Annotated in this window: 13 protein-coding genes; 7 read left to right on the forward strand and 6 right to left on the reverse strand. The window is 49.9% G+C overall.

The window, feature by feature from the left end:
- Positions 1-6 precede the first annotated feature (6 nt).
- Both ABIE50_RS17145 and ABIE50_RS17150 read right to left on the reverse strand, forming a co-directional pair.
- On the reverse strand, positions 7-717 hold the full coding sequence (locus ABIE50_RS17145) for a LytR/AlgR family response regulator transcription factor (RefSeq protein ID WP_209857536.1): 711 nt from the start codon (positions 715-717) through the stop codon (positions 7-9).
- On the reverse strand, positions 714-1730 hold the full coding sequence (locus ABIE50_RS17150; RefSeq protein ID WP_209857537.1) for a sensor histidine kinase: 1017 nt from the start codon (positions 1728-1730) through the stop codon (positions 714-716). The genes ABIE50_RS17145 and ABIE50_RS17150 overlap by 4 nt, the downstream gene beginning before the upstream one ends.
- On the opposite strand from ABIE50_RS17150, the gene ABIE50_RS17155 reads away from it, so the two are divergent.
- The 5 genes from ABIE50_RS17155 to ABIE50_RS17175 all read left to right on the forward strand — a co-directional run bounded on the left by ABIE50_RS17155 (position 1729) and on the right by ABIE50_RS17175 (position 5973).
- On the forward strand, positions 1729-2757 hold the full coding sequence (locus ABIE50_RS17155) for a DUF3108 domain-containing protein (protein WP_209857538.1): 1029 nt from the start codon (positions 1729-1731) through the stop codon (positions 2755-2757). The two genes, ABIE50_RS17150 and ABIE50_RS17155, sit on opposite strands and share 2 nt — an antisense overlap.
- 141 nt (positions 2758-2898) lie before the next feature.
- Positions 2899-4233 carry an MBL fold metallo-hydrolase gene (locus tag ABIE50_RS17160; RefSeq protein ID WP_209857539.1) on the forward strand — a complete coding sequence of 445 codons (1335 nt, stop codon included), beginning with the start codon at positions 2899-2901 and terminating at the stop codon, positions 4231-4233.
- 153 nt (positions 4234-4386) lie between these two features.
- Entirely contained in the window at positions 4387-4767 is a 381-nt protein-coding gene (locus ABIE50_RS17165; RefSeq protein ID WP_209857540.1) for a VOC family protein, read from the forward strand.
- Between the two features lie 62 nt (positions 4768-4829).
- Complete coding sequence (locus ABIE50_RS17170; protein WP_142686783.1) at positions 4830-5048, forward strand: CDGSH iron-sulfur domain-containing protein; 219 nt, start codon at positions 4830-4832, stop codon at positions 5046-5048.
- 142 nt (positions 5049-5190) lie between these two features.
- Positions 5191-5973: a PhzF family phenazine biosynthesis protein gene (locus ABIE50_RS17175; RefSeq protein ID WP_209857541.1), complete on the forward strand. Its 783-nt coding sequence runs from the start codon at positions 5191-5193 to the stop codon at positions 5971-5973.
- On the opposite strand, the gene ABIE50_RS17180 is transcribed toward ABIE50_RS17175, so the two are convergent.
- Positions 5970-6107 carry an alanyl-tRNA synthetase gene (locus tag ABIE50_RS17180; protein ID WP_142686785.1) on the reverse strand — a complete coding sequence of 46 codons (138 nt, stop codon included), beginning with the start codon at positions 6105-6107 and terminating at the stop codon, positions 5970-5972. The two genes, ABIE50_RS17175 and ABIE50_RS17180, sit on opposite strands and share 4 nt — an antisense overlap.
- Before the next feature lie 106 nt (positions 6108-6213).
- Here ABIE50_RS17180 and ABIE50_RS17185 point away from each other — a divergent pair, with 106 nt between their 5' ends.
- Both ABIE50_RS17185 and ABIE50_RS17190 read left to right on the forward strand, forming a co-directional pair.
- Positions 6214-6666, forward strand: a complete 453-nt coding sequence (locus tag ABIE50_RS17185; RefSeq protein WP_209857542.1) for a GNAT family N-acetyltransferase — start codon at positions 6214-6216, stop codon at positions 6664-6666.
- A gap of 55 nt (positions 6667-6721) precedes the next feature.
- Positions 6722-8623 carry a TonB-dependent receptor plug domain-containing protein gene (locus ABIE50_RS17190; protein WP_209857543.1) on the forward strand — a complete coding sequence of 634 codons (1902 nt, stop codon included), beginning with the start codon at positions 6722-6724 and terminating at the stop codon, positions 8621-8623.
- A gap of 78 nt (positions 8624-8701) precedes the next feature.
- Here the strand turns inward: ABIE50_RS17190 and ABIE50_RS17195 are convergent, their stop codons facing one another.
- From ABIE50_RS17195 to ABIE50_RS17205, 3 genes are read right to left on the reverse strand one after another with little or no spacing between them, the layout of a single operon-like run.
- Positions 8702-9496 carry a DUF4397 domain-containing protein gene (locus ABIE50_RS17195; RefSeq protein WP_209857544.1) on the reverse strand — a complete coding sequence of 265 codons (795 nt, stop codon included), beginning with the start codon at positions 9494-9496 and terminating at the stop codon, positions 8702-8704.
- 18 nt (positions 9497-9514) lie between these two features.
- Complete coding sequence (locus ABIE50_RS17200) at positions 9515-12070, reverse strand: TonB-dependent receptor plug domain-containing protein (protein WP_354028050.1); 2556 nt, start codon at positions 12068-12070, stop codon at positions 9515-9517.
- Between the two features lie 20 nt (positions 12071-12090).
- A complete protein-coding gene (locus tag ABIE50_RS17205) occupies positions 12091-13044 on the reverse strand; it encodes a cytochrome-c peroxidase (RefSeq protein WP_354028051.1) in 954 nt (317 codons plus the stop codon).
- Positions 13045-13165: the final 121 nt, after the last annotated feature.

Genomic DNA, 13165 nt, shown 5'->3' on the forward strand with positions numbered 1-13165 from the left:
CCGGCGTTATAAAAACCGCTGCCGGATCAATTCCATAAATGCGGGCCTGAACTTTTCACTCAGCGGGATCCGTTTGCCGGCAACGAACAGGTGATTGTCCTGGATCTTATCAATATGCGTGGTATTTACAATATAGGAGTTGTGTACCCTGATAAAAGGCGCCGACAGCTGTTCCGCAATATCTTTCAGGCGTTTGTATACCAGTATGGCTTCCCGCACAGTTACCACCCGCACATATTCTTTCTCTCCTTCAAAGTACAGCAGCTCGGAGAGTTTCACCTGTTGCAGGGTTTTACCGGTTTTTATAAAATAATAACCGGGAGATGATTCCGGAACAGCTGCATCCTGAATACGGGAAGGCATAAACGCCGTTTCTATTTTCTGGCGGGCCGCCAGGAAACGTTTGAGTGTAATGGGTTTGAGCAGATAGTCGACCGTTTGGAAGTTATAACTGGCGGCAGCGTATTCCGTATATGCGGTGGTGAACACAATTTTTGTTTCCGGAGGCAGCAGGGCAGCCAGCTCCATGCCATCGAGCCGGGGCATATTGATGTCGAGGAAAACCAGGTCGGCCCTGTTGCTTTTAAGGAAGTTCAGCGCTTCCAGCGCGTCGTAGCATTTAGCCAGCAGTTGCCAGTCCGTTGTTTGCTGAATATGCAGTTCCAGCAGGTTTACAGCATTGGGCTCATCATCAACAATGATACATTTCAGGCTCATAACGGAACGGATAATAATGCGGTGAAATAATTACCGGACTTGCCGGTTTGCAGCGTGAAGTTGCCGCCATACAGCAGGGTAAGGCGTTTCCGGAGATTATCGATCCCTGATCCGCCGGGATGGTTATGTACAGGTTGCCCCGGTAAACTGTTCCTTGTAGTGAAAAGCAGGGCGTTGTCCTGTTTTACCAGCGAAATATCAATATGGTTCTGCATACTTGTTTTATCGATCCCGTGTTTGAAAATGTTTTCTACAAAGGTCATGAGCAGCATGGGCGGAATCGTGCATCCGCCGGGCACTTCACTGGTAAATTGGAGATCGATGCCATGCCGGATCCGGATGCGCTCCAGTGCAATATAATTCTCCAGGAACTTTATTTCCGTGGAGATGTCTACCTGGTCTTTAGGGCTTTCATCTACAAAGTACCGCATAATATCCGACAGCCGTTCTATCAGGGCCGCAGTACGGGGGGCTTCCAGGTAGGCTTCGTAATAGATATTGTTCAGCGTATTAAAGAGAAAATGTGGTTGTACCTGTGACTTAAGAAGATTGAGCTCAGTTCTTGTATTCTGTAACACCAGTGCGGCCGCCTGCGCCTTCAGCTCAAAATAAACGATGGCCATTCTCATTATAAAGCTCATCAGGAACAGCAGGGGAATGCCGGTGAGGTAACGGAGCATAATAGCGGTGGTGAGAGGTTCCGGGTGCGTGGTGAACCAGGTGTTGTAGATCCAGGTGAGCAGGATGCCCCTTATTGATCCTGCCGCCAGCAGGAATAATGGCACCGTAATAACGTAGACCCATATACGCTTTTTCAGGTAGTACCGCGGATACAGCCAGCTGATATTGCCGTAAATGACCAGGGCATAAAAGAGGATGTTGAGCAATGAAAAAACGGCGGCCTGCCAGAAGCCATCTTCCGGCAGCATGGTAAAGAACATCATTAAAAAAACAGCCACCCAGAGCACCCATTGTACCTTGACGGCTGCCGGCATACGGCTAATTAATTGCATGGCCCAATTTACGAAGGTTTTGCACTCGTTTGCAGTGATCGTATTATTATTCAACAGTTACCGGCAAAGGCTCAACCACCGGGCCGGTAGTTTCAACGGCTGCCCGGTTTCATTTTTTTTCAGGAGAAACAGGCAGGTTATTAAAAAGAAAGGGAAGGTGATTGAAATCATTTTCAGAACAGCAGGGAAACAGGAAATCTTTGCTGATCCGATCACTTTAAATCACCTTTTCAATATGCAACCCAAGCGCTACCTGACCCTTGCTGTACTGTTAATGACCATGCTGCCCGCTTTTGCGCAAACCGATACCATTGATCAGCAACATCTCCGGCTGAATACTGCTTTCCTGAAACCCGGGGTAAAGCAATACCTGGTATATTTTCAGCTGCCCTCCCGCAGTAACTGGCTTGACCTGAGCCTGTGGGTGCGGGAAATAGAGAAAACCAATCATGATAATGCGCCCGTGTTCCGTATCACCCAGCATTGGTATGGGAGTGATACCGTCCGTTATCTCAAAAGCTACTCCTATAACAGCGTGGCCGATTTCTCACCGTTGTACCACGCTGAAACAAGAGGTGGGGAGCAGAAAGCTTACCGCTGGGCTGCTGATGGGATCAGCGGCGATTCTGCCGCCCTGAACAATAAAGCAGCGGATTTTAAACTGGTTTTTGACAAGCCTAATTATAACTGGAACCTCGATATCGAAACCTTTGAGATGTTGCCTTTGAAGGCCGGGAAAACCTTTGTGATCCGGTTTTATGACGCGGGATTGGAGCCGCCGGCATATGTAACGTATAAAGTAACCGGCAGTGAAACGCTGCAAACTTTAAACCACCAGGAGGTAGACTGCTGGAAACTGTTCACCGAAGGAGACTCGCCGCGGGGGCACTATACGCAAACCTTCTGGATCAGTAAAACAGGTCATGAGCTATTGAAGGAAGAAGATTTTTTCGGAGGCTATTACCGGTACAAGGTAAAGCTGCCGGGACTGGCGCCGCACCTGGAGCCGCGGTTTACAAAATTATAAATGTTGCATGGTTTGCGCCCCGGTATCCCCGGGGCGTTTTTTATCTCCCCGAAACAAACAACTGATAATGCTGTTTGTTGTAACTTCCATGATCTGTGTAAAAGTTCTTTACATGGAAAGTTTGTCATAAAAGCAACGGTCATGGATATTCAACAATTTGAAGATAGTGGGTTGGCGCAGTATGCCTATGCCATTTACAGTGAAAAGGCCCGTGAGATCATCGTGATAGATCCGGCCCGTGATATCAGGCCCTACCTGGAATATGCAAAAGGACTGAATGCAAAGATCTCCGGTATTATTGAAACCCATCCGCATGCGGATTTTGTGAGCGGCCACCTGGAGCTGCACCGGGTTACAGGCGCCACTGTGTATTGTTCAAAACGTACCGGCGCCGCTTACCCGCATGTAGCTTTTGATGAGGGAATGCGGATGATGCTGGGGGATATTGTGCTCAAAGCATTGAATACGCCGGGTCATTCACCGGATAGCATCAGCGTGGTGTTGATACACGGAGGGGAGCCACGGGCGGTGTTTACAGGCGATACATTATTTGTGGGCGACTGTGGCCGCCCCGACTTAAGGGAGCATACCGGCAACATGACGGCGCATCGTAACGAGCTGGCAAAACAAATGTATCATTCCCTGCGCGAAAAGCTGATGGTGCTGGAAGATGATGTGCTGGTATATCCCGGGCATGGCGCCGGAACTTTATGCGGTAAATCGCTCGGCGATGCCGACAGCAGTACTATCGGGTTGGAGAAAGTAAGCAACTGGAGCCTGCAACCGCTCAGTGAAACGGAGTTCGTGACAGCTTTGCTGGCCCGGCAACCTTTCATTCCCAAATACTTCCCTTACGATGTGGGTGTAAACCGCGAAGGAGCGCCGGACCTGCAGCCATCGCTGGATAAGGTGAAGATAGCAGCGGAAATAACAGAAGAAAATATTATTATCATAGACACCCGGCCCCAATCCCTTTTTAAACAAGGTCATTTGCCCCATGCCATTAACCTGCAGAATGGCGACAAATTTGAAACCTGGCTGGGAAGTATCGTTGCGCCCGGAGAGCTATACTTCCTGCTGGCGGGGAACGAAGCGGCATTAGAGGAGGTGATCCGGAAGACAGCCAAGATAGGTTATGAGCCATTTATCAAAGCAGCGGCTGTTTACGCCGGGGGCAAGGCAACGATGACACCATTGCCGCTGGCAGATTTCAGGGAGCACCCGGAACATTATACAATTGTGGATGTCAGGATGATATCTGAAGTGAACGATGAAAAGATATTTAATGATGCGATCGCTATTCCGCTGGACCAGCTACGGGAACGGGTATCCGAAATTCCGGAGGATAAGCCCATAGTGGTGCATTGCGCCGGCGGCTACAGGAGCGCAGCGGGCAGCAGCATTGTGGCCGGTGCATTGGAGGATAAAGTGCCTGTATATGACCTGGGAGAAGCTGTAAAGGAATTTGTGCAATAGTTGTCGTAATAGCCCCTTAATTTGCCTTGTTCACCCCCCGTGATTACGGGTTGATGATAGTACATTTACATAACAGGTATTTCAATGGAGCAGGCCGCTGTGCCTTGTTTCACCGTAGTATGAAATTATTTTTCACCAGAAAAACCAGTTATTATGTTTGGGAACACAAAAGCATTCAGCAGTTTCTCAGTAAATGATCTGCAGCAGGCAAAGCAATTTTACCAGCAAACATTGGGAATAGAAACAGAAGCCGGCGAAAAGGAACCGGTGCTTACTTTAAAGATCGCGGGCGAGCCATCGGTGATGATCTACGAAAAGCCTGATCATACCCCTGCCACGTTTACTGTGCTGAACTTCCCGGTAAGCAACGTGGAAGAAGCGGTAGACAAGCTCACCGCAAAAGGCGTACAATTCCAGCATTACGAAGGTGAGCTTAAAACAGATGAGAAAGGTATTTTCCGCGGAGGAGGGCCCGTAATTGCATGGTTTGCCGATCCTGCAGGCAATATCCTTTCCGTGATAGAACAACGGTAACAGGTTGTTAACGGAATAGCCATTTGTTTTCCCTACTTTTGCCGCTCAAATAAGGAAGATTTATGGCTACAAAAATTACAGTAAACAACAATGGCTCACTGAGAATAGAAGGTGAATTTGAGATCGTGGATAAGAACGGGAACAAATACGACCTGGGCGGCCGGGAAGCAGTAGGGATCTGCCGTTGCGGGCTTTCTGCCAACAAACCGTTTTGCGATGGCTCCCATAAAGGTCACTTTGAGCACGATGCGGTAGCATTTGCGCTCCCTCCGAAGAAATAGTAAAATCAGCGCAGTTTTTAAAGGCTTCATGCAGGTATTTGCATGAAGCCTTTTTATATCTGATATGGTCGAAATAATCAAAATTGCATCTGTTTTTGGAAAATAATTCGCTGCATTTTTGTGCTACAATTTGTAACAACATATGGAAGTAAGATTTTTTCAGGTAGATGCTTTTACCAGGCAGCCATTTAAGGGAAACCAGGCAGGCGTGTGCCTCCTGGAGCAAATGCCCGGTGATGAGGTATTGAAATCCATTGCCGCAGAAAACAACCTGGCAGAAACGGCATTCCTGCTGCCGGTAGAAAATGGTTACCACCTGCGCTGGTTTTCACCAAAAGTAGAAATGAAACTCTGCGGGCATGCTACACTGGCCAGTGCGCATGTGTTATGGGAAACCGGGCTTGTTGCGCCGGATGCTACTATTTCCTTTACCACGCTGAGCGGCGTGTTAACCGCCAGCCGGGAGAACGGGTGGATCACGCTCAATTTCCCGGCGCGTAACTGTGACCGGGTGGCATTGCCGGACGACCTGCGCAGGCTGTTTGCCGACGCCATTGATGTAGCATTCAGCGTGGACCGCTATATCATAGAGCTGCCAACAGGCGCCGCGGTGGCTGATTTTGTGCCCGACAGGAACATCCTGGCGCCTTACCTGGTGGTGCTTACAGGGAAAGGCAGCGCAGAAGGACCGTATGATTTTATTTCCCGCTATTTTGCCACACCGGTAGGCGTTGATGAAGACCCGGTAACAGGTTCCGCGCATTGCAGTTTAGCTACTTATTGGGCGGCAAGATTACATAAAAATGAATTCCTTGCTTACCAGGCATCGCCACGGGGCGGAGAGTTGAAAGTGATACTGGAAGGAGATCGCGTACTGTTGAAAGGAGAGGCCGTGACGGTAATAGAAGGCCGGTTCCATTTTTAACGGAACAGGGATGCGCCCCAGTAACCCAAGGCCAGCCACAGCAGGCCCTTTATAAGGAAGAAAAGAAAACCCCAGAAGCCGAGCTTTTTTATCCATTTAAGGATCTTTGCTTTCCTGTTGTTTTCTGGTGTCATAGCATCACAAAATTAAAGGTTTTTTTGTTGAGATAAATGTATCTTAACAGGGTTGATATTTTCATCAGGTGAAGTCATTACGTATAACCGTTCACGTATTAACCCTATGATTTTCAGAGAAGCCACTATAAGCGATATTCCCGGTTTACAGCGTGTCCGTGCGGCTGTGAAAGAAAACATGCTGAATAACCCCGGGCTGGTTACCACGGCTGACTATGTGCAATATCTTACCAGCGCCGGTAAAGGATGGTTGTGTGAATCGGCCGGGCTCATCGTGGGATTCGCTATTGTGGATACCGCCACACATAATATCTGGGCTTTGTTTGTAGATCCGCATACGGAGGCACGGGGAATTGGCAGGGAGTTGCAGCGACTTATGCTCAACTGGTATTTTGATACTTACCCTGGGCCGCTCTGGCTTGGCACTGCACCGGGAACCCGGGCGGAACATTTTTACACCCGCAGCGGCTGGAAGAATGAAGGCTTGATGAAGAACGGGGAATTAAGATTTGAAATGGACCGCGATACCTGGTTATCATTACGGAATACCCGTACCTGATTGGATAAATGATTTAATACGTACTTTTGCGCTCTTTTAGCAATCATTTAGAGAGATGCGTGTAGCAGTACCGAATAACAAATTACTGATATCCCTGTTCCTGGGTCTTTGTGGCAGCGCCTCTGCGCAACAGGCAGACTCCTTGCTTACCACCCGCCACCTGGATGAAGTGATTGTGCAGGAGAACAGGCTGGCAGCGCCTGTAAAGGCGGTGAACCGGAATATTACCATTATTACCCGCCGGCAGATAGAAGCCTTGCCGGTAACGTCTATAACGGAAGTATTGGCTTACGTACCGGGGCTGGATGTAAGGCAGCGGGGCCCAGGCGGTATCCAGGCGGATATTGGCATCGACGGGGGCACTTTTGACCAGACCCTGGTGCTGCTGAACGGTGTAAAGATCACTGACCCGCAAACGGGCCATAATATTATGAACCTGCCTGTTTCCCTGGCAGATGTAGACCATATAGAGGTGCTGAGGGGCGCTGCTGCCCGTATTTACGGGATCAATGCACTGAATGGCGCCATTAATATCGTAACCCGTAAAGCCACCCAAAGCGGGGTTAGCATCAGCGGCAGCGGAGGCAGCAGTTTTAAAAAGAATGAAAAGGATAATTTATACGGTGCATACAGTCTTGGCGCCACCGGCGCGCTGGTAAAGAACGGCATCAGCCAGTCGCTTTCCGCCAGCCGTAACCAGGGCAATGGTTACCGCTATAACACGGCCTACGATAACTACCGCGCATTTTACCAGGCTGCCTTTAACCGCGATACCCTGCACCAATACAATGTGATGGCCGGATTTGTAAATAACGGGTATGGCGCCAATGGTTTTTATGCCGCTCCCGGCGACCTGAATTCAGAGGAAACCGTGAAAACCCTTTTCGCCGCTGTGAGCAATACCTCCCGTATCAGTCCCAACTGGGTGATGACGCCACGGGTAAGCTACCGCTACACCAAAGATGATTACATCTACATAAAACCCGATAAATTCAGGAATCTTCATAACACCCATGTATTCGATGCAGAACTGAATAACACATTTACCACTGCCATCGGCACCTTTGGCGCCGGCCTGGAAGGGCGTTACGAGCATATTAAAAGCTCTAACCTCGGTAACCACGACCGTGCCAACCTGGGCCTGTTCGGGGAGTATAAATCAGTGGCCGACCGCCGGTTCAGCTTTACCGTGGGAGGGTATCTTAATTATAACACGGTATACGGCTGGCAGTTCTTTCCCGGTGCAGATATAGGTTTTAACGTTACGCCCAACATAAAGCTCTTTGCCAATGCAGGTACCGCCCAGCGTTTGCCTACTTACACAGATCTTTACTATAAAGGCGGTGGTATTACCGGCAACGAAAACCTGGGGCCGGAGAAAGCATCTTTTGCAGAAGCGGGCATACGGAAGTTCAGCGGTAAGTTTTCTTTCTCCGGGTCGGTGTTCTACCGGCAGGTGAGCAATTTTATTGACTTCGTGAAAGATACTGCCGGCGGTGTAGATCCGGCAAAAGTTCCCTGGCAGCCGCAGAATTTCCAGCGTGCGGATATGACCGGTTTCTCGCTTAACAGCGGCTACAACACTATTTTCAGCGAAGGATCGCTGGTTAACAGCTTTGGTGTGAACGCCGGCTACAATTATCTTTCTCCCTCATTTAAAGGCGATGCGATCACCACGAAAATTTCGAGATATGTGATTGAAAGCCTGCGGCACCAGTTCACTGCCAATGTGCGTACCGATATTGCAAGCCACTTCAGCGTTTCCGCCGCGGCGCGTTATTGCATGCGCGTTAATTACAAAGACTATACCCTGTTAGACGCCCGTATTGCGTATAGGCAACCCCGTTACCAGGTGTATGCAGATGCTACCAACCTGCTGGATGTAACCTATGTAGAAGCTGGCGCTGTGCCCATGCCCGGCCGCTGGATCACAGTAGGTGGCAAGGTGAGCTTTTAACAGCAACTTATAAAAAAGTAAAAGCAGCGGACAAATTTGTCCGCTGCTTTTTTATTACAAACCACCAATTGCCAACCGTTATAAACCGCCGGTAGAGAGGATGCCAGCGCTTACAACCCCTTTGCTGTCTGCACGTATAAATACTGTGTATATTTTCCCTGCTTCAAGATTGATATTAGTTAACCTCTGCTGGTCAATAACAATGGGCGCCGCATTTTCTCCTGCGCTTACAACCAATGAAACCGTACCCGCGTTCAGGTTAGTGAAGGGCGCGCTTTCGTAAGCGGATCCCTGGAGGTTGCTGCCACCGGCGCTTCCATAGGGAATAGCGGTGAACAGGCTGCTTTCCACATTGTTTTGTTTCAGTTTTACGTTTACTCCCCCGATACCCTGCGCCAGGTGCACAAACCGGAACTTGGCCTTTCCTGGAGGCGGGGCTGAAAGATCGTCATAAAAAAGGATCAGGGTGTCTTTGCCTGTATTGGCTTTAGTGGATGCGGCAAATACAGTATGGTAGTATCCGGTAATAGGACCGTTAGGACCGCCTGTTGCTGAATAGACAGCGCTGCTGCCAAACTGCCTGGAAGCTTTGTAGGCAGTGCCGCTTCCTTCCGTAAAGTTGATCTGCACATTCCCGAAAGTAGTGGGTACATAGGGGGATGCGGCGCCTGGCAGCACGGCATCGGTGGTTACTTTTTGTGTAAATGTCCAGAACTGGATGCCGGTGGCGGGAATGCGGGCATTTACAAAACGGATATTGGCGGAGAGCGGAGGGCGGTCACCGGCGTTTACATCCAGGTAATCCGTTTTGTTGCAGGCGCTGAAAGCCAGTATAGCAAAGCTACCCAGGAAGAAGAAGTGATTATTTTTCATGATGATCTTTTTAATGGATTAGAAACGGGCGTATAACCTTACAAATGGCTGGATGCCTGCACTGCCGTTCTGGATACCTACTACAGACGGGTTACGCAGTCCTGCAATGGCTTTGTCGGTATAGTCGCCCAGTACATTGAACGCATTATTTACACCGGCCGTTACCTGTACGGCTTTGCTGATGCGGTACCCTACGGAGAAGTCGGTAACCCAGATGGGCTTCAGTTCCTGGAAGTAGTAGTCGGGCCGCGGGAAATTAGCATTGAGCGCAGAGGCGGTGGTAACAGCGCCAAAATAAATGGTACGTGCCAGGAAGGTGAACCGGGGCGTACCCAGTATAGCCTGCAACGTTATTTTCTGTTGTGGTATATTGGTAGTTACCCTTGCTTTTTCCGATTCGCTGAAGATGACATATTTATATTGTTCCAGTCCTTTGGGGGTATTTACAGATGTTACCTCATTCTTTACAAAGTTGCCGCCAGCCAACAGCTGCAGACTGTTACGTTGCAGGGGGATTTTATAGCTGCCGGTAAATTCAATTCCCTGCGTGCGGGTGCTGAATGCGTTGTAAAAGAACTTTGCCTGGGTGGTGCCGGTTTGCAGCAGCAATGCCCTTACATCTGCCGGCAGGTTTTGATCGGTAGCGGAGAAGTTACCGGTATTGCCTACACGATTTTTAATATCTATAAGATAGGCATCAACGCTCAGTTCCACGTTTCGTGCCGGTTGGGAAGTAATGCCGGCGGTGTAGCCGGTACTTTTCTCCGGTGTAAGGGAAGGAATGCCAAGCGCCCTGGTAGCGGCATTTTTATTGGAAGCGGTTACCTGGTCAACGGCGCGGCCCTGCTGGAAGCTGGTGGAGGTTTCCGTGTAATAGAACTGTGCAAGATCGGGGGCGCGGAAGCCGGTATTGGCGGAACCCCGTATACCGAGCCATGGGGCGAAGCTGTAGCGGGTAGCTATTTTACCGGTAGTAACGTTGCCAAAGTCGGAGAAGTTTTCCGCGCGGATAGCGGCGGACAGCAGCCATTTTTCGGTAACATTAAGCTCCACATCGGCATAGCCGGCTACAATAGCGCGACTTACATTCACTTCATTTGAAGGGCGGAACCCGGCGTGGATCTGTGATCCGGGAGAAAGCCCATTCAACGCCAGCAGGCCGCCGTCGGCCAGGTAAGGCACGCCGTTCACAGAAGTATCCACTGTATAAACAGGGCGGAGATCTGCTTTGCTGTAGGAGGCTTCTTCTCCGGCAATGATCTGGTAGGTTTCTGTGCGGTACTGCGCACCAAACGCGATGTTAAGGCCATGCAGCACGGTGGGGAAGTAACGGCTGATATCTAGGCTGGCGGTATTCTGGGAAGCGTTGTATTTGCCGGCATCGAAAGTAGTAGGGCTTTTGAGGCCCAGGCTGGCATTGAGTGAATTGCTGATCACGTTGCCAAAATCATTTTTGCCGTATACATTGGAAATATCGAGCTTCCATTCACCGGCCCGGGCTTTGAGGCCAATGGCAATGGATTTGTCGGTGATGCTGTTGTCCATGTTTGGCAGGAAACCATCGGGGTAAAGACCGGTATTGTTGCGCTCCGTCCATCCCGGCAGGCGGTATACCGCGGTAAACTGGGAGTTGCGGTGACTGATACCGCCGAATGCATACACTTCAGCATGGTCACTAACGGGAATGGCTGTATTAAAAAACAGCAATGCATCTTTAGCTTTGTTGGAACCTCCGCCGCGCTGGTCAAAAAAATGGCGGTCGATGCCCCTGCTGGCGAGGATAGCGTCATCTATTTCTTTGGTATAGATGTTATCATAACCGCGGGTGTTGGCGCCACCTCCATAGATGGGGCCGTTGTACAGCCCAGCATCGTCGCGGCCGGGCGGAAGTGAAATGGCTTGTGTGGCAAATTCGGCGGTGGCGTTGAGGTAGCCGCCCCGGTCGCCTATTTTGATACCGTAGTTAATATTGGTGCGGGTACTGGCGCCATCGCCGCGGCGCCGGACGCTGCCGGTAGTGGATACGATCACATCATCCGTTTGTTTTTTCAGTACGATGTTAATCACCCCCGCGATGGCATCGGAGCCATATTGGGCGGCGGCGCCGTCGCGCAGTATTTCGATGCGCTCTATAGCGCCGGCGGGAATAGAGTTGAGATCGTACCCGGTGGCGCCGTTGCCAAGGCCGCCCCAGTTCACGTTGGAGCTCTTATGGCGGCGTTTACCATTTACCAGTACCAGCAACTGGTCTACGCCAAGCCCTTTCAGCTGTGCAAGGCTCAGGGCAGATCCTGCATCGCCGGCATTGGAGCCGTTTACCGAATGGAAGGAGGGGGATACATACTGTAATAGTTGTGTGATGCTGGTTTGCGGCGCTGCTTCCTGCAGTGATTTAATATCGATGACATCTACAGGTACCGGCGAGTTCAGTTTGGTACGGTTGGCGCTGCGGCTGCCTACGATCTGTACTTCTCCCAGCTGGCTGGTAGTATCCGTAAGGTGTTTATCCTGTGCTGCTAGTGTTGCTGAGAGCAGCATCAGGGGAGAGAGGACAGGCAGTATAATTTTTTTCATGCCCAGGTTGATTTTTATGGTTAATGATCTTTCAGTTTGAAGCGGTCGTCGGTAAGCGCTACCAGGAATGCTTCCAGGTCTTCCATTTCTTCTTTGCTGAGATGGAGCGGTTTGCTGAGCGACAGGTCACGGTTGATGCCATCATGTACAATGCTGTTGGGATCATTGTAATAGGCAATTACTTCCTTTAGTGTTTTGAACATACCGTTATGCATATACGGAGCAGTAACGGCTACATTGCGCAAGCCGGGCACTTTGAAGAAACCGCGGTGGGAGCTGTCTTTCGTGGCTTCAAAGCGGCCGGCGTCCGTTAAGGTGGTCCCGTTATAAAGACCGATGTTTTTGAAGCGGTCGGCCGTAAAATCTTCTCCCGAATGACAATTATTGCAATTGGCTTTACCGATAAAAAGAAGGCGACCACGTATAGCCGATGGTGTTAGTGCATTATCATCGCCGGCAATGTATCGGTCGTACGGGCTGTTGGCGGTTTCCAGGGTACGCTCAAAAGCGGCGATAGCCTGCAGCAGGTTTTTGCTGTTTGGCGGACTGTTAAACAGTTGCCGGAAATAGCTTTTATAGCTTTCATCATCGTTAAGGCGCTGCACGGCTTCTTCAATAGGCAGCCCCATTTCGTCGGGATTGATAATGGGTTGCAGGGCCTGGTCTTCCAGGGAAGCGGCGCGCCCGTCCCAAAAGAAATTAGGTCGCCCGGAAAGATTGGTAATGCCAGGCGTATTCCTTTTGGTGGGCGTATGATGAATACCATTGCTGAAGGCGAGGGTATCTGCAAATCCAAATTGCGGGATATGACAGGACGCGCAGCTGATGCTGCGGTCTTTCGATAACAGGGGATCAAAGAACAGTTTTTCTCCCAGCTGTGCTTTGGTGGGCGGATCGCTGGTTTTGAACCCGGCTGTAATAATGTATGCACATAGTATTCCCAGTAAAATGAATATCATTTTTCTCAGCTTCATGGTGGTAAAAGTTATAAATGGCATGTAATGCCCGGTAGCAACATGGAGGTTGCAGAAAAATTAAATGGTTGATTAAAAAAGGTTGCTGTTAAGAGGCTGTAACAGAGTTGGTGGATTGGCA

Source organism: Chitinophaga sp. OAE865, from assembly GCF_040546735.1.
Lineage (GTDB): Bacteria > Bacteroidota > Bacteroidia > Chitinophagales > Chitinophagaceae > Chitinophaga > Chitinophaga polysaccharea_A.